Source organism: Corynebacterium sp. NML120713 (genome assembly GCF_001875735.1).
GTDB classification, from domain to species: Bacteria; Actinomycetota; Actinomycetes; order Mycobacteriales; family Mycobacteriaceae; genus Corynebacterium; species Corynebacterium pseudogenitalium.
Genome location: NZ_MLCR01000013.1, coordinates 215,139 through 236,353, shown reverse-complemented (window position 1 = coordinate 236,353; position 21,215 = coordinate 215,139). Strand labels below are relative to the sequence as shown.

At 59.4% G+C, this 21,215-nt stretch carries 20 protein-coding genes; 11 read left to right on the top strand and 9 right to left on the bottom strand.

Going from position 1 to position 21,215, the window contains the following annotated elements; all coding sequences use genetic code 11:
* Window positions 1–103: 103 nt before the first annotated feature.
* From putP to BJP06_RS07460, 3 genes are read left to right on the top strand one after another with little or no spacing between them, the layout of a single operon-like run.
* On the top strand, window positions 104–1,690 hold the full coding sequence (putP, locus tag BJP06_RS07470; RefSeq protein ID WP_071573379.1) for a sodium/proline symporter PutP: 1,587 nt from the start codon (window positions 104–106) through the stop codon (window positions 1,688–1,690).
* An 8-nt stretch (window positions 1,691–1,698) separates the two neighbouring features.
* Complete coding sequence (locus BJP06_RS07465; RefSeq protein ID WP_255365813.1) at window positions 1,699–2,328, top strand: HNH endonuclease family protein; 630 nt, start codon at window positions 1,699–1,701, stop codon at window positions 2,326–2,328.
* Window positions 2,329–2,358: 30 nt separating this feature from the next.
* Window positions 2,359–2,844 carry a DUF2269 domain-containing protein gene (locus BJP06_RS07460; RefSeq protein ID WP_071573377.1) on the top strand — a complete coding sequence of 162 codons (486 nt, stop codon included), beginning with the start codon at window positions 2,359–2,361 and terminating at the stop codon, window positions 2,842–2,844.
* Between the two features lie 4 nt (window positions 2,845–2,848).
* On the opposite strand, the gene BJP06_RS07455 is transcribed toward BJP06_RS07460, so the two are convergent.
* The 5 genes from BJP06_RS07455 to BJP06_RS07435 form a co-directional block, all read right to left on the bottom strand.
* Complete coding sequence (locus BJP06_RS07455) at window positions 2,849–3,751, bottom strand: trypsin-like serine protease (RefSeq protein WP_071573376.1); 903 nt, start codon at window positions 3,749–3,751, stop codon at window positions 2,849–2,851.
* A gap of 35 nt (window positions 3,752–3,786) precedes the next feature.
* Complete coding sequence (locus BJP06_RS07450; RefSeq protein ID WP_083433230.1) at window positions 3,787–4,605, bottom strand: trypsin-like serine protease; 819 nt, start codon at window positions 4,603–4,605, stop codon at window positions 3,787–3,789.
* An 89-nt stretch (window positions 4,606–4,694) separates the two neighbouring features.
* Window positions 4,695–6,800, bottom strand: a complete 2,106-nt coding sequence (locus BJP06_RS07445; protein ID WP_071573374.1) for a DEAD/DEAH box helicase — start codon at window positions 6,798–6,800, stop codon at window positions 4,695–4,697.
* Window positions 6,797–7,939 (bottom strand): HAMP domain-containing sensor histidine kinase, encoded by a 1,143-nt coding sequence (locus BJP06_RS07440; protein WP_071573373.1) that lies wholly within the window; start codon window positions 7,937–7,939, stop codon window positions 6,797–6,799. The genes BJP06_RS07445 and BJP06_RS07440 overlap by 4 nt, the downstream gene beginning before the upstream one ends.
* Entirely contained in the window at window positions 7,936–8,619 is a 684-nt protein-coding gene (locus BJP06_RS07435; protein ID WP_071573372.1) for a response regulator transcription factor, read from the bottom strand. Before BJP06_RS07435 ends, BJP06_RS07440 begins: the two co-directional genes overlap by 4 nt.
* A gap of 116 nt (window positions 8,620–8,735) precedes the next feature.
* Here BJP06_RS07435 and BJP06_RS07430 point away from each other — a divergent pair, with 116 nt between their 5' ends.
* The 6 genes from BJP06_RS07430 to BJP06_RS07405 all read left to right on the top strand — a co-directional run bounded on the left by BJP06_RS07430 (window position 8,736) and on the right by BJP06_RS07405 (window position 15,277).
* Window positions 8,736–9,707 (top strand): hypothetical protein, encoded by a 972-nt coding sequence (locus BJP06_RS07430; protein ID WP_143110586.1) that lies wholly within the window; start codon window positions 8,736–8,738, stop codon window positions 9,705–9,707.
* 15 nt (window positions 9,708–9,722) lie between these two features.
* A complete protein-coding gene (locus BJP06_RS07425) occupies window positions 9,723–10,607 on the top strand; it encodes a trypsin-like serine protease (RefSeq protein ID WP_071573370.1) in 885 nt (294 codons plus the stop codon).
* A gap of 84 nt (window positions 10,608–10,691) precedes the next feature.
* On the top strand, window positions 10,692–12,074 hold the full coding sequence (locus BJP06_RS07420; RefSeq protein ID WP_369822245.1) for an amino acid permease: 1,383 nt from the start codon (window positions 10,692–10,694) through the stop codon (window positions 12,072–12,074).
* 89 nt (window positions 12,075–12,163) lie between these two features.
* Window positions 12,164–13,213: a DNA cytosine methyltransferase gene (locus BJP06_RS07415; RefSeq protein WP_071573369.1), complete on the top strand. Its 1,050-nt coding sequence runs from the start codon at window positions 12,164–12,166 to the stop codon at window positions 13,211–13,213.
* 9 nt (window positions 13,214–13,222) lie between these two features.
* A complete protein-coding gene (locus BJP06_RS07410; RefSeq protein ID WP_071573368.1) occupies window positions 13,223–14,137 on the top strand; it encodes a NaeI family type II restriction endonuclease in 915 nt (304 codons plus the stop codon).
* A gap of 141 nt (window positions 14,138–14,278) precedes the next feature.
* Entirely contained in the window at window positions 14,279–15,277 is a 999-nt protein-coding gene (locus BJP06_RS07405; protein WP_071573367.1) for an L-lactate dehydrogenase, read from the top strand.
* Window positions 15,278–15,341: 64 nt separating this feature from the next.
* Here the strand turns inward: BJP06_RS07405 and BJP06_RS07400 are convergent, their stop codons facing one another.
* Both BJP06_RS07400 and BJP06_RS07395 read right to left on the bottom strand, forming a co-directional pair.
* Entirely contained in the window at window positions 15,342–16,154 is an 813-nt protein-coding gene (locus tag BJP06_RS07400; RefSeq protein ID WP_071573366.1) for a nucleoside hydrolase, read from the bottom strand.
* Window positions 16,155–16,163: 9 nt separating this feature from the next.
* The gene (locus BJP06_RS07395; RefSeq protein WP_071573365.1) at window positions 16,164–17,372 is read right to left on the bottom strand and encodes an MFS transporter; all 1,209 of its coding nucleotides are present in this window, start codon (window positions 17,370–17,372) and stop codon (window positions 16,164–16,166) included.
* Window positions 17,373–17,501: 129 nt separating this feature from the next.
* On the opposite strand from BJP06_RS07395, the gene BJP06_RS07390 reads away from it, so the two are divergent.
* The gene (locus tag BJP06_RS07390; RefSeq protein WP_071573364.1) at window positions 17,502–17,963 is read left to right on the top strand and encodes a hypothetical protein; all 462 of its coding nucleotides are present in this window, start codon (window positions 17,502–17,504) and stop codon (window positions 17,961–17,963) included.
* A gap of 9 nt (window positions 17,964–17,972) precedes the next feature.
* On the opposite strand, the gene BJP06_RS07385 is transcribed toward BJP06_RS07390, so the two are convergent.
* On the bottom strand, window positions 17,973–18,572 hold the full coding sequence (locus BJP06_RS07385) for a hypothetical protein (protein ID WP_071573363.1): 600 nt from the start codon (window positions 18,570–18,572) through the stop codon (window positions 17,973–17,975).
* Between the two features lie 54 nt (window positions 18,573–18,626).
* A complete protein-coding gene (locus BJP06_RS07380; protein ID WP_071573362.1) occupies window positions 18,627–20,192 on the bottom strand; it encodes a carboxylesterase/lipase family protein in 1,566 nt (521 codons plus the stop codon).
* A gap of 101 nt (window positions 20,193–20,293) precedes the next feature.
* On the opposite strand from BJP06_RS07380, the gene BJP06_RS07375 reads away from it, so the two are divergent.
* Complete coding sequence (locus BJP06_RS07375) at window positions 20,294–21,211, top strand: hypothetical protein (RefSeq protein WP_071573361.1); 918 nt, start codon at window positions 20,294–20,296, stop codon at window positions 21,209–21,211.
* Window positions 21,212–21,215: the final 4 nt, after the last annotated feature.

Genomic DNA, 21,215 nt, shown 5'->3' with positions numbered 1-21,215 from the left:
CCACCCTTATACCATCCTTGATTTTGCTACATCGACTACGGTTTTAACGGTAATCTTTAAAACTCTACTCGCTTATCTTTTCTATTGCTTTAGGGAGGCAAACATGGCCGATAGCTTCTGGCTTGTCCTTGCCATCGTGTTGTACTTCGGAGTCATGGTTGCCATCGGGTTCTATTCGTGGATCCAGACAAGTAAGTACGACGACTACGTCCTCGGCGACCGTGGCCTGCACCCGTTCGTGGCAGGCCTATCGGCCGGCGCGTCAGACATGTCGGGGTGGCTGCTCATGGGGCTGCCTGGCGCATTGTTTGTCTCCGGCATGAGTGAGCTCTGGATCGTCATCGGGCTCCTGGTTGGTTCCTGGGCAAACTGGAAGTTCGTCGCCCCTCGCCTCCGGGCGTATACGGAGGTATCGAACAACTCGATTACCCTGCCTTCCTTCTTCGAGAACCGCACCCGAGACTCCTCGCACGTCCTGCGCTTTGTTGCGGCCGTGATCATTATTTTCTTCTTCACGTTCTACGTCTCCTCCGGCATGGTTTCGGGCGGCCGCTACTTCGAGTCCACCTTCCACGGTGACTACCTCACCGGAGTGTTGATCGTGGGATCGATTACGGTGCTGTACACGTTCATCGGTGGCTTCCTCGCGGTCAGCTACACAGACGTCGTGCAGGGCATCCTCATGTTCCTAGCACTGGTCACAGTGCCATTGATGGCGCTGATCTCCCTCGACAACCCGGGTGACATCTTCTCGTTTGCGTCCCACAACGCCTACGGCCCATGGGAAGACGGAAACCCTGACTACTTCAACATGATCGCCGGTGTCTCGTTAGCAACCATCATCGGCAACTTAGCTTGGGGCTTCGGCTACCTGGGCCAGCCACATATTGTTACCCGCTTCATGGCACTGCGCTCCCCTGCTGAGGCGTCCAGCGCACGCCGGACCGGGATCAGCTGGGTCACCATCTGCTTCGCTGGTGCGGTATTCACCGCACTCGTATCGACGGTCTTTTTCGCCGAAACACCGCACAGTGTCACTGACCAAAGCGGCTTCGAAACCATCTTCCTGGACCTCGCCCGCATCCTCTTCCATCCCCTGATCGCAGGCATTGTCCTGACCGCGGTACTCGCAGCAATCATGTCCACCATGTCCTCCCAGCTACTGATCACGTCCTCTGCGCTCATCGAGGATATCTACCGCGCCGTCGCGAAACAGAGCCCAAGCCAGACCGCTCTGCTGGTCCTTTCGCGCACGATGGTGGTGCTGGTCGCCGCAATTGCGATGGTGCTGGCAATCAACCCATCGGATACGATCCTGGGCCTCGTCGCCTTCGCCTGGGCTGGTTTTGGTGCGAGCTTCGGCCCAGTGGTCATCGCGTCGCTCTACTGGCGCCGCCTCACCGCGCCGGGCGCCATCGCAGGCATGCTCGTCGGCGCGATCACTGTGTTCGTGTGGGGCTCCTCCGACACACTGTCCGGGATCATTTACGAAATCGTTCCGGGTATCGCGTTCGCGTCCATCGCGCTCGTCATCGTCTCGTTGCTAACGAAGCCAAAACAGGGCGTGGAGGACGAGTTCACACGTGCGCTCGCCGTGACGGACTTCGCGCTTTCTATCCCAGACGCGACGTTCGAGGAGGCGCTCGAGGCAACTACGGGAACCGAAGGAGGCTCGCGCGCGTCTAACTAGACGTGCGTGTGTACCTGACTCTCCTTATAATCCTGACCATCGCGTATTACCCGTTTCCAACGGGGTTTTCGCGTATCGACGCCCCCACCGCCCGCGAACGCGTCACCATCGTGGGCTACAAACGCGACAACTTCGGACCTGGCTGGCAGCGCCACGGTACTGGGTGCACGACTCGGGAACATGCTATGGCCTACGCGTTCGAGCAGCCAGACTGCAGCGTGCCGCACCGACAGTGGGCACCTGTCGACGTCGTCGATCCGTATACGCGCAAGCGAATCAGCCCAGGGGATGTGGAGCTCGACCACCTTTTCCCGCTATCCGCGGCTTGGGACATGGGCGCGCATGCCTGGAACGATGAGCAACGCCTGCGATTCGCGAACGACCCTCATAACCTCATCGTGACCTCGCGTGAGGCGAACCAACAAAAATCGGACATGCTGCCGAGTGAGTGGATGCCTTCGTCTGTCCCGCAACGATGCGCGTACGCACGCCAACTCGCCCGAGTGGCAAACATGTACGGGCTGCGTGTGACCACCAGTGACCTTCGTACCATGCGGCGCGCCTGCCAAGGCTGGCGGGGCGTCGCCGCCCACCTCGCAGGCATCGGGTTGTTCCCTACTGCCAATTCACCTAGGTAATAGTGGACGTATCAAGTACAGTGGTTGCCTATGACTACTCTGTTAACTTTCCTTCACGTCGCAGCGACCATCCTGCTGCTGGGCCCAATCGTTGTGTCCACTTCGATGTTCCCCCGCCAGGCCGCCGAGGCGCACACAGGTGACGCAGCTGCTGCCGGCCGAGCGTCAATCCTGTACCGCATTTCGCGCACCTACGGCATCGCGTCCTCCCTCGTTCCGCTGCTCGGCGTCGCAATCCTCTTCGGTGACTGGGCTGCGTACAAGACGAACTACTTCCTGCACACCTCTATCGTGTTGGCGGTTATCGCCTGGGCACTGTTGCTCTTCGTAGTCATCCCGACCCAGCGCAAGATGGTAGGCACGCTTGGCGAGCTGGAGCCAGCCGAAGCAGACCCGGCCGACGTCACCGCGAACTTTGAAAAGGCGAAGGCGAAGGCCTCCGCCTTCGCCGGTGTGTTTAACCTGCTGTGGTTCATCGTGTTGGTGCTGATGTTCTTGCCAGCACCAACCCTCTAAGCCACTAGAACCTTATCGACGACGCCAAGCTGAGCAGCGCCAACACGATCGGCACTACGATCGCGGCAATCTCACCTGGCGACATATCACTTGACCCCTCTGTTTTGGATGAAGAGTCCCGCTCCGAACTCTTATCGGAGGACAACAGCCGGTCGTACAGGCCGGCTTCATTAATTCCGGCGGCCCCAAAAATCAGGTCCGACGCTTCGGACTGGCTGACCTTCTTCCCCTCAGCAATCGGGGAGGCCCACAGCCATTCTTTCCCCTTAATCTCGATGCCATTGATGCTGGCTGCACCAGCATTGCCAAACGCCGGACCCGCTGACAGGACGCCTGCAAACTTCTTTGTGCCGTCCTGCTCTTCTACCCAGATTGGACCGCCCGAGTCCCCTGACCTTGGCGAGCGTACTGTGGCAGAGAACCCACCCCCACCACGCGCCGCGCGGTGGAACTTCCCGCACGTGACATCGTTCGTTCCCGTATGTGATGTTTCCCCGTGGAAGCACGTCTTCACGCCACGTTTGATGGAAGTGATATCCGCTTTGATGTCACCTGAGTAGATGTTCTCCCCCATGGTGACACCGGGGTCCCACTCGATCCAGGCGAAGTCGTTCGAATACTGCTGATCGTAGCCTGGTGAAAGGTGCAGGGTACCGATGTTCCCCGTGATGGGCCGGTCCGTTTTCCTGTCGTACAACGCGATCCGAGCCCCATCGCCCCCACAGTGCGCTGCGGTGTAGCTGACACCAGTCTCGTGATCGTTAAATCCGAGCGTGCACAGACCACTGCCGGTGTAGATAGCGTCGCCCTGGGTAGGTTGGATTGGCGCCGCGGTAGCGCTTGGCGCAGCAATCGCTACCGCACACACGGTAACGGCCAGCGCCGATGTGTATTTCTTTTTCAACATGCTTCCATACTGACACAGTTCCAGGAAAAGGCCAGCTAGCTGTAATTCACGGCACCCGGCAAAAATCCGGCGAGTGCGCTAAACCCATCGGTCACAGCGCCACGAACCGCATCAGCAGCTGGCCCGACCGCCGAACCCGACGCTGGCATCACAAGGTTCTGCGCATACAGGCCTAACAGCCGCGACTCAGCAACACGAGGCCCATCAGTGGCGTGAACCCCGACGACCAAGTCGCGCGAACCCAACACTGGGACCTTTTGCGCGACCCACTGCGACGAAACCACGCCTACGAATCCGCGCCCGGGCACCCACAGCGGCCCGCCGGAATCGCCGGGACGGGTCATCGGCGCTTCGACGAAGAACGTGTTGCCTTCTGACCCACCGAAGCGTCCGCAAGTGGGAGCCCCCGTCGATCGGTTCGAAGTTTGCCCGTAGTAGCACACGCGCTCGCCGACGGCGATGCTGTTCGGGTTCACCCACGCGTCACCCGAGAAACGGTTGCCGCCGATCTGTACTGGAGCATCCCACTGGATCGCGGCCCAGTCATTGCCGAGGCGGCCGTCGTACGCCTTCGAGCGATACAGCGTGCCCAGCTGCGGCGAGGCAACCCGCGCGTTGTGGTCCACGATTCGCACCCGTGCGCCTTCCGGTCCGCAGTGCGCCGCAACCAGGCTACGCCTGCGTGAGGGCTCATTGAAACCAACGGTGCAGTACCCGCCGCCTTCAACCATCACGGCTCCGCCCTGCTCAATGCGCTGCAGGTTTTGTGCAGATGCGGACGGCATATTCGTTACGACGCCCACTCCAAGGGCAAGCGCCCATCCCAGCGTGAGCAAACGGCGATTCAACTTCATGCCAGTGGAGTCTACTGCACAACCACGCAATGAAAAACGCACCTACCAAGCAACCATTACTCGGCAGGTGCGCTCAGCTCCTAGGGAAACTAGTCCCAGTTGCGGTCGTTCCCGCGGCCACGACCACGACCACCACGGCGGTCATCACGATCGTAGCCACCGCGGCCACGACCACGGCCACGACCACCACGGCGGTCATCGCGATCGTATCCGCCACGGCCACGTCCGCCACGACCCCGCGGAGGTGCACCGTGATCGCGCTGGATATTGATCAATTGGCCCGAGATTCGGGTGTCAGTCAAACGATCAAGTACTGCCCTATCAAGGTTCTTCGGCAGCTCAACCAGCGTGAAATCCCCACCGATCGTGATACGTCCAAAGTCTTTCGAGCTCAAGCCACCCTCGTTGGCAAGTGCGCCAACGATTGCGCCTGGGCGGACATGCTGGCGCTTACCAACATCCAGACGGTAGGTATCGAAGTTCTCCGAGTCGTGTTCGAAACGGCTGCGGCCACCACGGCGGTCATCACGGTCGCGCCCGCGACCACGCCGATCATCGCGGTTCCACTGGTCGCGGTCGCGGCGATCGCGACGGTCCTTCGGCGGCTCCTTCATCAGGAACTCGTCGCCAGCCAGGGCCTGCGTAGCCAAAGCGGCAGCGATGTCGTCCATCGGCACATTGTTGGTGGCCGAGTATTCGCGGACCATCGACTTGAATACCTGCACATCGCTCGCTTCGAGCGACTCGGTGATGGAGTCCATGAACTTGGTCTTGCGGCTGTCGTTAACCTCGTCGACCGTCGGCAGGTCCATCTCCTCGATGGTCGCGTTGGTCACTCGTTCGATGGAACGCAGCATGCGACGCTCACGCGGCGTAACGAACAGGATCGCTTCACCGGTGCGACCTGCGCGACCGGTGCGGCCGATGCGGTGCACGTACGACTCGGTGTCGTTCGGGATGTCGTAGTTCAGCACGTGGCTGATGCGTTCGACGTCCAAGCCACGAGCGGCGACATCGGTAGCGACCAGGATGTCGAGGCGGCCGTCGCGAAGCTGATCGACGGTGCGCTCACGCTGCTGCTGAGCGATGTCACCGTTGATGGCAGCAGCGGAGAACCCGCGAGCACGCAGCTTCTCCGCGAGCTCCTCGGTCTCCTGCTTCGTGCGCACAAAGACGATCATGGCCTCGAATTCGGTGACCTCGAGGATTCGGGTGATCGCGTCGAGCTTATTGCGGTGCGCCGTGAACAGGTAACGCTGGGTGATGTTCGTGTTGGTGCGCGTCTTCGACTTGACCGTCACTTCGGTCGGGTTATCGAGGTACTGCTTCGAGATGCGGCGAATCGCGTTCGGCATCGTCGCCGAGAACAGTGCAACCTGCTTCTCTTCCGGCGTGTCCTCCAGGATGCGCTCCACGTCTTCCTGGAAGCCCATGTTCAGCATCTCGTCCGCCTCATCGAGCACGAGGAAGCGCAGGTTGGAAATATCCAGCGAGCCCTTCTCGAGGTGGTCGATGACGCGGCCCGGGGTGCCCACGATGATCTGGGCACCGCGGCGCAGGCCCGACAGCTGGATCCCGTATGCCTGGCCACCGTAGATCGGCAGCACGGAAATCCCGCCGAGGTGATCTGCAAACGACTGGAAGGAATCCGATACCTGCAGCGCCAGCTCGCGGGTCGGCGCGAGGATGAGCGCCTGCGGGTAGCGCTCCTTGCGGTCAATTCGGGAAAGAATCGGCAACGCAAAGGCCGCGGTCTTACCGGTACCGGTCTGCGCGAGGCCGACCACATCGCGGCCTTCCATCAACAGTGGAATGGTTTCAGCCTGGATGGCGGATGGCTGCTCAAAGCCCACCTTCTTCACAGCATCCACGACTTCTTCGGGCAGGTTCAGGTTCTCGAACCCGTTCGCTGGCTCTTCAGCGGTCTCGTCTGCCTCTGTGACCTCGTCCGTCTCGCTCCCAGCGAGGTCCGCCACGTCGCCACCGACGACGTCGGCGAGGCTCAAGATCTGCTCAGTCTCATTAGTTTCGGCATTGGCTGCGTCCTGCGCAGCGCCGGTTTCCTCAGAAACTCCCGCATCCCTGGTGTCTTCACGTGCAGCATCCACTGCGACATCCTGCGGGTTTTCCTGATTTTCCGACACATTCATATCCGGCTCTTTCTCGCCGCCGGTGGCGTTTTCGGAAGTGATCATTGTTTTCCCACAGTACGCCACCCTGCTGTGTTTTTCCTATTCGCCACTGGCAACGTCATGCACGCCACAAGTCCTCCACCGTCTTCAGCGGGTCGCGCCTCGAGTGTCAGCTCCCCATGGTGTGCTCGCGCGATCGTATCGACCAGCGCCAGTCCGAGCCCATGTCCCCGGCGCGCCCCAGATACTCGCGCGTTCGCTCTGCTGAAGGGTTCAACGAGCTGCCCGACTGTGGCTGGGTTCAACACATCGCCCTCGTTGACGACGACCACGTCGACGCCATCGCCAGAGTCGGTCCGGTGAGCGTGGACTGAAGCAGCCCCATCCGCACCGTGGATGCGGGCGTTGTCGATGAGGTTTTGGATCGCGTGGCGCAGCAGCACCTCGTCGCCGAGCACCTGGAGGTCTGGGGCGATGGTGGCGTCGATGCTGTCGGTGTTCATTGTGATGGAGGTGATGAGTTGCGTGAGGTCAATGTCTCGCGCCTCGAGCACCTTGGCCTCAGCCTGACTGAAGTTCAGCAGTGAGGTAACCATCTCGGCCGACGACGCGTTGACGGTGCGGATGTCGCGGATGGCGTCGCGTAGCTCCTCTACAGGTGCATTTGGGTCTAGTAGCGCTACATCTGCGATGGTCTGAATGGTGGCGATCGGGGTTTTCAGCTCGTGGGACGCATTTGAAGCAAAGCGTTGCCGTGCCGCAATGGAGTTGGCAAGGGATTCCAGCATCGAATCGAGTGCGTGCGCAAGGTCAGCAACGTCGTCAGCGGGGCCTTCGTAGTCAAACCTCTGGTCAAGATCGCCGGCAGAAACCAAGCGCGCAGTCGCAGCGATGGTGCGTACGGGCTTGAGCAACACACCCGCAACGAACCAACCGATGGCGCCGGCGAGAGCGGTCAGCACGCACAGAGCGACGAGCGAGGCACCGAGCATCACGTTGAGCACCTCGTGCGAGATAGGTACAGAGCCGTCGATGAACGCACCATCGACTTCGGGGCCTCCCCCGGCGCCTTCGATCACCGCTTGTACAGGCACTGGGGTCAGTCGAAGGTAAAGGTATACCACTGCGGTGAGGCTCAGCCCTGCAGTAAACACCGTCGCGACGAAGAGCCAGGACGTGCGGGCGCGAAGTGACAGACTCATTGGTAGGGCTCCTCAGCCACGTAATACCCAGCGCCCGGCATGGTCTGCACGATCCATGGCTGCCCCAGTTTCCGGCGCAGGTGAGAGATAGTAACGCGGATCGAGTTAGAGAACGGATCGGCGTTTGCGTCCCATGCCTCTTCCAGCAGCTGCTCTGCGGAAATAACGTCCCCCTGCGCGTGCATCAGCGTTGCCAGAACAGCAAACTCCTTCGGTGATAGCGCAATAGGTTGGCTGCCTCGACGAACCTGGCGAGTGCCTTTATCGAGCATGACGTCTCCGCAAGCGAGCACCGACGTTGGCTCGGACGCTCCGCGACGCAGCAGCGCCTTGACCCTGGCCAACAGCTCGGGAAGTTCGAACGGTTTCGTCAGGTAATCGTCCGCCCCCACCTCAAACCCCTCGAGGCGATCTTCAAGCGTTGCAGAGGCAGTCAGCATCAACACGCGTGTGTTCGGGAACGACTCGCGCACGGTGGCGCACACATCGTCACCGTGTACCTCGGGAATATCGCGGTCAAGCACGACCACATCAATCGGCTGCGAGTCAAGGCGTTCGAGCGCGGAGCGGCCGTCGTAACGTACATCGACAATCATGCCTTCGCGACCCAGTGCTTTGCCTAATGCATCAGCAAGCAGGGTTTCGTCCTCAACGACCAAAATCTTCGGCGGCGCAGCCATCACAACTGTCCCTTCCACGTTGGAGTTCTCTCATTCAGCTGTGATTCTAATTGGGGTTTCGTGCGGGGCTGCAATGTTAACGCTCTCGCAACATAGCGCTTCGTAGCATGGGCACCATGTCAAAGACTTCCACACCAGACTCACGCGTGAACGGCATTGATTATGCACGCGCAGTCGCGCTCGCAGCCATGATATTTGCGCACCTTACTCATTCGACTGGGGTCGCGGGACAACTACTTTATGGGTTTCCCGCAGCGACGTTCGCGTTCCTGGCAGGCATCTCGATGGAGCTGATGGCCCGCCGCGCCCAAGCAGTAGGTGGCGAGGCGGTCGCGCGCTGCCGCCATAGCTTTTACGTGCGCGGCACGCTACTCGTCGTGCTGCATGTACTGCTGGTGCCGTTTGCCGGTGACATCGAGGTCGTGCTCCTAGTCTTTGGCATCTGCTACCTCTGCTTGGCGACGGTCCCCCACTGGCCAACCCCACGTCTAGGGCTAATGCTTGCGGGGCTGCTCGTAGCATCAGCTGCAACGGCTGCGCTCGGGAATATTGTCGCCCTTCCGGCCGCAGTTTTCGGGGCTCCCTACCCAGTCTTCTCGTGGGCCGCACTCATGGTCGCAGGCATGGTGGCGTGGCGCGTTGTGTTGCACCATACGTGGCGCCGTTGGGCTGCAGTCGCCGTCGCGGCCGTTGCACTGCCTGCTGTCATTGCGGCCCGGCTGCACTTGGACACGGCGGGTGCGAACCTGCTCGTCGCCGCGATCAATCCGAACGGGCATACCGGAGGACTCATTTCAGTAATCGGGGAATGTGCCGTCGCTGCTGGTGTGACAGCCCTATGCATTATCATCTCGCAATTCGTGCCTTTCGGTTGTGACATGGGCCGAATGCCGCTGACCGTGTACTGCGCACACGTCATTACCGCGAACGGGCACAGCGGAGCAGTGTTCGCGACAGCCACAGTGATAGTCGCATTCGCATTCGCTGTGCTGTGGCGCAGTTTCTTTACCCGCGGCCCACTTGAAGCAGCGATGCGCACCATCGTGACCCGCGCGACCCGTACCGATCTCCCCGCACTCAAACACTAAAGAAAAGGAAAACCGATGAAACTACATACTTCCACCCGCATTATTAGTTCCTGCGTCGCTGCTGTGCTCGTAGCACTCCCAGCAGCACCTGCTTTTGCAATGCAGTCCGATACGTTTGCAGAGCCGTCAGCCGAGTCCAACGCCGTAGTCTCCGTCCGCACCGCCGACGACGATCCAGACACCGGCGTGTGCACCGGCACCGCAATTGCGTCGCATTGGGTGATTACCGCGCGCCACTGCATGGACCACCTTCCAAAAGCCGGTGGGTCCGTGCGTACTGGCCAGGGCGATGACCAGAAGTTTTTTGACGTCGATAAGTGGATGACCACCCCGAAGGGTGACATCGCGCTGCTACATACCAGCGAGGACCTCGGCCTTGATTCCTACCCCGAGCTTTCCGACGACATCCCGGCCGCAGGCAGCGATGCCAAGTTCTACGGCTGGTCCTCAGATGGCTCTGGCGCAGGACGCACGCTTCCCTACGCGGATGCAACCGTCGATGGCCCAACCCCAATGATCCTGTTTGAAGGCACCGACGGCGTCGAAGCCACGATGAAAGATGGGGCGGCGACGCAGCCTGGCGATTCTGGCGGCGCACTCTTCAGCGAGGGCAAAGTGGCGGCCATTGCGTCCGCGTCACTGTTTATGGATCCAGACAACCCAGGGTCCGCCGAGGAGGGCGTGAGCCCCAAGGTTGCCTTCGCTCCTGTTGCCTCCCAGACGGAGTGGATCCGCGAGCAGATCTCTGCAAAGGAGGAATCCGCTGAAGCGCCTAGCGCCGACAGCACCGAAGGTTCACAAACCTGGCTGCTCATCGCAGCAGGCGCCATCGCCGTGATTGCTCTGATTGGCGCCGCGGTCGCCCGCTCACGGAAGCGCGATGCTGACACCGCAAAGTAGCGCTGGCTGCAAAGGCGATAGAACTCACAGAAATACCTGTGAATAATTTACAGAGCAGCGTAATTAAACGTTATGATGTCTGCCATGACTTCCCGCTCGTCGAAGCCCAAGGGGCTTACTCACCGCCATATTCACTTCATCGCCCTCGGCTCGGCCATCGGTACTGGCCTCTTCTATGGCTCGGCCGGCGCAATTCAGGCCGCCGGGCCATCGGTACTGCTCGTGTACCTGTTCGGAGGGGCCGTCGTCTACTTCATGTTGCGCGCCCTGGGCGAGATGAGCGTGCAGCACCCAGTTCGTGGATCCTTTGCGGTGTACACCAGGGAGCACCTTGGAGGCCTCGGCGGGTACATCACCGGGTGGATGTTCGCCTTCGAGATGATGATCGTCTGTCTCGCAGACTTGACCGCCATCGGCATTTACATGAAGTTCTGGTTCCCGGACACCCCAGCGTGGGTGTGGATTACCACAACGCTGCTGATTATCGGCGCGGCGAACCTCGCGTCCGTTCGCTGGTTCGGTGAGCTGGAGTTCGCATTTACCCTTATCAAAGTCGTAGCCGTGGTCGCCATGATCGTTGGCGGCGCTGCAATCCTGGCGTTCGGGTTGGGCACGAATCCAGAGGCGACCGGCATTTCTAACCTTTGGAACGACGGCGGCTTCTTCCCGAACGGCATCGAGGGCATGATCGCAGCATTCATCCTCGTACTTTTCGCGTTCGGCGGTACCGAGATTATCGGCGTTGCCGGCACCGAAGCCGATGACCCAGACCGCTCGATCCCGAAGGCGGTCAACACTGTGCCGCTGCGCATCCTGCTGTTCTATGTCCTGGCCATCCTGGTCATTCTTATGCTCAACCCGTGGCGCGCAATGACCGGCGAAGAAAGCCCATTCGTTCAGATCTTTGACACGCTCGGCGTGAACTGGGCTGCCGCGCTACTCAACCTTGTTGTCATCACCGCCGCACTTTCTGCAATTAATGCAGACCTGTTCGGCACTGGGCGCGTCCTGACAGGCCTGGCCAAGGAAGGCCTCGCTCCGAAGATGATGAAGCGTACCATCCGTGACATTCCAGTGATGACAACAATCACTCTGCTCCTGGTACTCGTTATCGGCGTTATTCTCAACGCGCGCTACCCAAACATTTTCGAGACTATCGCGGCGCTGGCGACTTTTGCCACCGTGTTTGTCTGGCTGATGATCCTGCTTGCACACGTCGCATCCCGCCGAAATATGTCCGCCACAGAGCGTGAAAACCTAAGCTTCCCGGTACCGTTCTGGCCCTACGGCCAATGGTTCGCGATCATTTTCATCTTGTTCACGTTCGGCATCATGGTGTGGCTGCCGCAGTATCACATGGCGCTCGCCGTCGGTGTCGCATTCCTGGTGATCATGACGGTGCTCTACTTCGTCACCGGACGGCCGAAGGCAGTCGCGCAGGCACACGTCACCTACGAGATGAAGTAGCACATAATTTCGAATATAAATATCCAATATCGGCCACGCACGCTATCCTATGGCTACATGTTCCAAGCTCTTAGCCAAAAGGAGACGCAATGCGCCTATCTACGGTAGCTTCCGACCCGACGTTGACCTCGATTGAGATCTGCGCCGGAGCCGGTGGCCAGGCACTTGGATTAGAACAGGCCGGGTTCCACCATTTGGCTGTCGTGGAAATCGATAATTGGGCAGCGGAAACACTGCGAGCCAACCGAGGCAGCAGTCACCCACACCCCTGGCCAGTGCACGAGATGGATGTGCACGATTTTGACGGCACCGTATGGCGCGACCAGGTCGACCTCTTTGCCGGCGGTGTGCCTTGCCCGCCCTTTTCCATTGCTGGAAAGCAGCTTGGCGCAGACGATGAGCGCGATTTGTTCCCCCAAGCCCTTCGTCTGGTGGAAGAAATCAACCCGAAAGCCGTAATGCTGGAAAACGTCCGTGGCCTCGGGCAAAAGCGGTTTGATGCGTATCGCAACGAGATCGTTAGTGAACTCGATCGCATGGGATACACCGCTTACTGGTCACTCTTTCAATCCGCAGACTTCGGGGTCCCTCAGCTGCGTCCGCGCTTCATATTGGTGGCACTCAAGCATGAGTATGCTGAGTTTTTCGAGTGGCCAACTCCTAATATGCGCCACACTTCAGTTGGTAGCGCTCTTCGTCACCTCATGGGTGAAAACGGTTGGCCTGGAGCAGATGCCTGGGCTGAGCAGGCCAATACCGTGGCGCCGACCCTGGTTGGCGGGTCAAAGAAGCACGGGGGTCCAGATGTCGGCCCAACTCGAGCGAAAGCAGCTTGGAAGAAACTCGGTGTCCGAGGCACTTCGATCGCAGATAGTGCACCAGACCCTGATTTCCCCGTTGATGATCCTGATAATCTGCCACGCCTCACTGTCCGAATGGGCGGTGTCATTCAAGGTTTTCCGGAAGACTGGGACTGGCAAGGCGGGAAAACTGCTCAATGGCGCCAGGTCGGCAACGCATTTCCGCCACCGGTCGCAGCTGCGATCGGAACCTCGATTAAGGAGGCACTACTTTCCTGCGCTGCGACGACAAAAACTCCGAAAGTCTCACCGCAGCTGGCACTTCCTACGCACGCATAAGGACCGCAAATGACCGACACCCATGAAGGTGACTTTTCGTACGAACTTGCCGAGCTTTTTCGCAGCAAGTTTCCCGACGGCGAAGCGATGGGAAGAATCTTTCGCCAAACGTTCGACCAGGCCTTTGACGGTCAGCACACAGGCAGGTTCGATCCTTCCCAGCTCAGCAAGACGGAGCTTGCCCACATCGGCTCGCTAGTCGAGATCAACATTCGACGCAGATTTGACGACATCATCACTGATGGCGACAAGATGGATTTCAAGATCCTTGGCCAGGAAGTTGACTGCAAATATTCAAAAAGTCCATATGGCTGGATGATCCCGATGGAGGCCGTCGGGCACCACGCAATGCTCTGCCACGCAGATGAAGCCACCTCGACTTTTCGAGTTGGCTTCATCAAGATTACCGATGACATCCTCACCGCCGGCGGCAACCGGGACCGCAAGCGAACCATCAAGGCAGCGGCGCGCAAAGATATCGAATGGGCATGGTTCGATCACCCATACCCGAGCAACGTACTGCTCCATGCGGATGCAGATACCGTTGCCTCGATAATGAATTTGCCGTCTGGGCAACAACGCCTCGATATGCTGTTCCGATCAATCCAGCAGGTACTCATTCCGCGTGGCATCGTGTACACCGTCGCCCAGCAGAAAGACCCGATGAAACGCATTCGATACAACGGAGGTTCCAGATCACGCCTCCAGGACGAAGGCATTCTCATCCTGGGTGATTACCGTCGCCACCAAGCTATCGCTGAGGCACTCCTGCTACCGATTTGCAGAGATGGTGACAGCCTTGCAGTACGAGTTGTACCGGCTGAACCAGACGTTACGGGTCCAGTCGCAGAGATTGAAGGCAGAACTTGGCGAATCGCCACCGAAACCGATCCCGTGCATCGAGCTCCACGCCTCCCCTCCTAGAGGCCCAACACGCTAACGCCCGGTTATGCCCGGCTATTTCCGTTATCTTGGTTACATATTTCGATTGGTATTCCCATTGTTGAGGAAAATCTGCAATGATAGAGAGCGGAACATAGTTTTACTGGATTCAGGAGAGATCACATGACTATCACCAATCCGTCTACCCCGTCGAATAACATCACACCAGGCAACAAGATTGTCCTGATCGGTGCTGGTGATGTCGGCGTCGCGTTCGCATACGCCATTCTCAACCAGGGCATTTGCGACCACCTCGCCATTATCGACCTGAACGAGAAGAAGACGTGGGGTGAGGTCGAGGACCTCAACCACGCAATGCCGTACTCAGGCCACAACACCAAGATCACGGTCGGCACCTACGAGGACTGCCGCGACGCAGCGCTCATCGTCAACTGTGCAGGTGTTGCACAGCGCGATGGCGAAACCCGCCTTGAGCTCGTGGGCCGCAATGTGAAGATCTTCGAGTCCATCAACAAGGAAGTGATGGCCAACGGCTTCAACGGCATCTACCTGGTTGCAACCAACCCTGTCGATGTCCTGACCTACGCCACCTGGAAGCAGACCGGTCTTTCCTCCGCACAGGTCGTGGGTTCCGGCACCATCCTGGACACCGCACGTTGGCGCTGCAACCTCGGCAAGTACTTCGGTGTTTCCGCAAGCTCTGTCCACTCCTACATCATCGGTGAGCACGGCGACACCGAGCTGCCTGTCGTGGCATCCGGCTCCGTCGCTGGCGTTTCGCTGCGTCGTCGTCTGGAGAAGGAAGCAGAAACCGATCCGAAGATCTACGAGCGCATCGACGAGATGTTCGTCGCAACCCGCGATGCCGCCTACAAGATCATCGAAGCCAAGGGCTCCACGTCCTTCGGTATCGGTGCTGGCCTTGCCCGCATCACCCGCGCAATCCTGATGAACGAGGACGTCGTACTGCCGGTTTCTGCTCTCCTTGAAGGCCAGTACGGCCAGGACGACATCTACATCGGCACCCCTGCTGTCATCAACCGCAACGGTGTCCGCGACGTCGTCGAGCTGCACCTCGAAGACAGCGAGAAGGAAAAGTTCGATCACTCCGCCAAGACCCTTCGTGGCGTGATGGTCGAAGCTGGCCTCACCGAGGCATAAGCTCTCGCCTTCTCCCTTTCGAAAGCGCCGACCAGGCACACCCTGGTGGGCGCTTTGTTTTGCGCTAGTCCTCCGCCCGCAGGTGCCTTGTTGTCTCCAGCGCTCCGTCCCCACGTGCGAGCGCATCGTAGGTGGCGCAGCAGGCGTCGAAAAGCTTGACGACGTCCCCTGCGTCCACACCCGTGGTGTCGAGAAGGAACGCGTTCGGGTCATCGTCTTCTTCTGCTGGCGCGAGTGTCGCCCATTGGCCATCAGCTTGGATATCACCGAGCGCGACTTGTGCGGCGAACAGAGCACCGCCGCCAACCCTGTCAGCCCCGATTTCTCCCAGCGGAGGGCACTTTCGCGTATCCACCAGAGTTAGCGTGTCTGGCGCTGTACAAACTGTGATCGCTACAGGGGTATCCTGCAGCACCACATCGGAGGCATCTTGGTCCAGGCAAAGACCAGATTCAAGGACAACGATGTGCTCGAGCGCATCGAAGTACTCGGGGTAGCGTCGAGAAAACTCAGCAAGGTTTGTGAGAGGCCCCGTACAGACCAGGCACAGGTCCTGCGTACCACGCTCGCATGCGTCTGCCCAGAGAAGGTCCCAGTCGTTTGCGACGTACCGCTCCGGGACGTGAGTAGCGCCCAACCCGGCAGTATCCTGTGGTTGGTGGCCTGGTACATCACAGCCGGTTGCGACGGCAACCGCGGGAAGCCCGCACTTCGACAACACCCAGGCGGCATGTTGGGCGCATTGTTCAGCGGCACCGTCACCGCTTGAAGTTGTCACGCATTCCAGCTCGGCACGCCCGCTGTGGTGCGCGGCCACCACATACGCCAATGCAAGGGCGTCTTCGATCCCCGGGTTGCAGTCAACGATGATTCGCACGGTGCTCCTTTACGCGGCCGACTTGTGCAGAGTTTCCTTACCGTACATTGTCCACAGCAATAGAGCAATCACAGCCACCACGCCACATGCGCCGAACGCAGCAGCGAAACCGAATACCTCCGCCAGGAAACCAATCACTATCGGCGCAGCAATCTGCCCGGAATCCTGCACCATCTGGTAGGTAGAAATCACCTTGCCGCCCGAGCGATCGTTGCCGATGATGTCTGCCAGCGTTGCCTGTAATGAAGGACTCATCAGCCCACCGCCGACACCTGCACAAACGGAGACCAGCAGCAACACCCACACGCTCGTTGCCAAACCCAGCGAACTTGTAAACACTGCTGAGACCGTAAGACCTGCCAAGATACATGGTCGGCGCCCAATCCGGTCGGCCCATCGCCCGGAAAACTGCAGTGTGACGCCCGTGCCCAGCGCGAAGGCGGTCAGCGCAAGGCCGGACGCTGCGCCGCCATTTGCGAAGACAGCCGCCGCGAACAGCGGGAGGACCGAAACACGCGCGCCGAAGTTTACAAAACCATTCGTGAACGCCACAGCGAGCAACGCGCGGTACGTCGGCTGCTTCCAGGCCCTGCGAAGCGGCATGGGCGGGAGCTGTGCCCTCCGGGTTTCCGGTGTGCGCTTCTGCGACGTCGTAATCCACACAATGGTGGCCGCGAGTCCGACGCCAATTCCGTAGACCGCGAACGGGATCCGGTAGCCAAGAAAGCTGAGACCTGCTCCGATAATCGGTCCGAAAATGTTGCCCAGCAGAAATGACGAAGCATAGAGGGCATTGGCGCTGCCGCGTATCCCCGGAGGGACTTCACGAACGATGAGCGCCTGAGCAGAGAGGGTAAACATCGTCGAGCCAAACCCGGCGATGAAGCGCAGCGCCAAAATATGCCAATATTCCTGCGCAAACGCGACTGCGAACGTTGTAGTGGCCACGATGCTCAGTCCGGTAAGGTACACCGGGCGCGATCCAAGCTTGTCGACTAACACACCTGCGCCCGGCGCGCCCAGCAAGCGAGCTGCTGCGAACACCGAGATCACGGCTGCGGCTGCCGCCATCGATACGTTGAAGCTGGCTGCGAACTGTGGCAAGACCGGTGCAATAAACCCGTATCCAAGCGCGATAATAAACGCCGCGGTGCACAGCACCCAGATCACTGATGGCAGCTTCGGCGAAGTATCGCCCTGCAAAATTTGTTTCGTCATACCAGCGACAACCCTAGTCTTTTCTTTCTTGCCGGCGACATCCCCCCACAAAGGCAGCATAGAACGCACGTTCGATTTCGAGAGCGGTTTTCGCGCCCAATGTCCGCCGTTGCTCGTACGCTTCGAAGCATGTTCTACGAATCATCGATTGCCCAAGAAATCACGCACCGCTTCTACGACACTGTCCAAGTACTAAGCGCCACGGTGAAGCACCCGCGCTCACTCGCACGCCCAACTGGCTCATGGCGGCCTCCTGTCATCTCATTGCCTCGGGTGATAGGCAAGGAGCACATCAACCTTGCGCTCACACGGAGGCGAGTTGGTCCCCGCGCCCAAGCAATGGTGCAGGGATACGGCGCATCAGCACGCCCTGCCTACATCACCGAAGCACGGTTCACTGCCCAGTCGGGCGCACCAGTAAACCCTGCAGTCGCTGAAGGTTGGATGCATGCGCTCTACCCGGACGTGACGGAAGACATGCTCCATCTGTTGCCTCACCCGTACGCGGCAACATATGTCTGGCTTGTCGACGGCCACTTCCAGCCCGTCCGTTCACCTTCCTCACTGTTCGCCGGACTTAACGTGGCGTAACCGGCTCCATCACCGGCCTGGTTCGTCGTCCAGTGGAAGCAACTGGCTTTCCCATTCTTCTGCCTGGTCGGCAACAAGGTTGAGCACATCAAACAGCCGGTCAATATCGGTGAAGCTTCCCAAATCAAGCTCTTCGGGGTCCGCGTCTTCTTCGTCTGCCGGAACTACGAACTGCACGTGTGCGGTTGCGGTGGCGTCGATAACTTCGACCTCCACATGCACCTCTGCTTCTTCGCCGACTTCCGCAACAACAAGCTGACTATTTTCAGCATCAGGAAAAAACTCAAGTCCGGCGATGCGTTCATCAACAGCTTCGAGCAAACTACGGAACACGGTCACAACCTCATCAGTAGCAATGTGTTCTGCGACCGCAGCGACTGCATCTTCAGCAGAAAAAATGACTTCGACCAGTGCGGCCTCGAAGTCCTCATCGTCTTCATCTACATCGGCAGCGGCGATATATACGTTTGCGGCCGGTAGTTGCTCGTCAATTACAACGAACTGGATTTCAATCTCGGGCGTGATAGGAACAAACATCGTGTCATCGTGGACACGAGACTCAATACCTTCACGGTCTAAAGCCGCAGCAATGTCTTCAAGAAAGCTCACGAAGTATCCTCTGCTTTTCGTCATCGGGGTTGTCACCGGCGGACAATGCTAAGCCTACTGTTCCGCACCCACGATGCGCATCCACGCTTCGCCGCCTTGCCAGCTGCGCATGTCAAACGCCTCCCATGCCCGGCGCTGGTTTCGCTTCGGGTCAAACACAATCGAAGGATGCTCATTGATGACCGCAGTGGCACGTCCGGGGTGGTTGTCGCCACGAAAGTCGTAGCGGGGCCAGTTTGGCTCGGGCGCTCCGGTATGGAAAAACGATCCCCAGTTGCGTTGCATTACATCGACTACCGCTTCGAATGCCACGGTGGAACCGAAACGATCAATCTTTGCTGAACGCGTGCCCTCCCTGTCCCCGAACACCGCCATCAGATCCGCTGTATGCATTGCACCAAGCCCGAGCCGTCGCATCGTCGCCGACGCATACTCGAAGCGATACATCCACGTCGGAGCTACCTTGCGGTGCTCCCCTGCCGCGATCACAGACGGCCCCCAAAACACAGCGTCAGCGAGAAACTCGGCGAAATCCGTCCGCTGGCTGACGTCGCTGTACGCCTGGATCACCGCCGTTGCGTTCTTCGCGTCGTACGCTTCCAGAAGACGGCGCGCAGCTCGCTGCCGCGCTTTCGTTCGCTGGTACAACGCTTTGGCGAAGCTGGCTTCGTCGGCATTCGTCCCAATAATGAGTGGTACCGGCGCCTGCTTTCCTTCCCGGAACACATCCAGTGGATGCGCAGGCAAGGTCGTGCCGTCAACTGTTGGCATAAAGCTTAAGTTCAGCTCGCGCAGCTCACGGCTCGTCAGCAGCATCGATTGCCCCACTTGGACCAGCTCTTTGGCGGAAACCTCCCGAAGGTGCTCGAGAGTGGAGAGCCGCGACAGCCCCATGCCATCCAACAGTGTCGACGTCCACATCGCAGCCTGTGCTTTTGTATGCACGGAAGAAAGTGGTGTGGACTGGGCGATAGCCCGGTGGAACAACCCACGGGCCGCCGGTGCGCACATCATATGGATCACGGATGCTGCGCCAGCCGACTCCCCCATAATGGTCACGTTGTTCGGATCGCCTCCGAATGCGGCGATGTTTTCGTGGACCCACTGCAACGCCAGAATCTGGTCCAGGATTGCGGGGTTGGCGACGCAGTCCTCACCTATGCTGCGCAGATCCAAGTACCCGAGCACGCCAAGGCGAAAGTTGAGCGATACATAGACAATGTCAGTAGCCTTAGCCAGAAAGTGCCCCTGGAGCACTTTTTCGTGGCTGGAACCGCTCACAAATGAACCGCCATGGAAATAAATCACGACCGGGAGCACGTCGTCCGTATCTGGGCGCACGATGTCCGCGTGCAAACAGTCCTCGGTGCCGATCACCGTATCTTTCCACCCGAAATTTGTCTGCATAGCGGGCGGGCGATAGTTGGTGGTGGCAAGCACTCCCGACCACGGAGGCGCAGGACGCGGAGCACGGAATCGGTTCTCGCCACTTGTGTCGGCCCCATAAGGCACCCCTCGCCAAGTACGGACCCCGGTTTGTGGGTCGATGGTGCCAGCAACGACCCCCGAGGTTGTCTGCACCCGAAGGTGCTCCTGTGGATGACGGCTGGTGGCATGCATGCCTTTAGCCTAGCCCGCAATGCTGACCATTCTCGTTGAACTTCCTAAGACGAGTACGATGAACGGCCGGACCAATAAATATAAGGAGAACACCACACCGCATGTTAGAAAAGTTCCGCAGAGACAAAGACGAAACCAAAGACAACGACGATCTTGTCGAGATTATTGAGGACGCCCGCACTGAGGACTTGGGATCCCTCGAAGAGGAAGCCGGACCAGCCGGTCGCGCATTCATCGCTGCGGTAGACAAGGCCGTGCACCTTCAATCAGGCGCCATTCGGGCGTATGTTCACTGGCTTCGTCGCCAGCATCCCGAGCAAAGCCCCGCGGAGATCCAGCACACGATGGATAAGCACTTTAAAAACGTGGTCTCTGCAACTGGCGCCGGCGTCGGTGCCGCGGCAGCGGTCCCCGGCGTCGGTCTCATCGCCGGAGCTGCAGCTGTTGCTGGCGAATCTGTTGTTTTCTTAGATCTCGCCGCGTTTTACACGCTCGCCTCGATGTACGTGCGTGACGTCGATATTGACGACAAGGTACGGCGACGCACCGGCGTGCTCACTGTGATGATGGGCGCCCAGGGAGTTGCGATCGTCGATGCGCTGCTTGGCGCCGACAAGGCCGAGCCGAAAGACTTGGCGTCGAAAAATGTGTTGACGCGTTTCGCGGGCCCTGGCCTCGCCGAGGCCAATGGCATCCTTTCGCGCGTGGCAATGAAGTCGTTTACGAAGAGGTTCCGCCGCGCCTGGATTGGCAAGATGCTGCCACTCGGGCTTGGCGCGATCGCGGGCACCGCAGCGAATCGGAAGCTTGCGGACCGCCTTATGGACAATATCGCCGTCGCACTCGGCACCCCTCCTGCAAGCTTCCTGAGCCCACTTCCGGAAAAACCGGAAAAGGAAGAAGCCGGCTTGAGCGCGAATCCAAAGAACCTGCTGCGCTGGGTCCTCCAGCTCTTCGGAGACGAGGACAAAGTTGCCGATGCACGCGAGGCCGAGGCCCCGCAGGAAATTACGAAGTAACTTT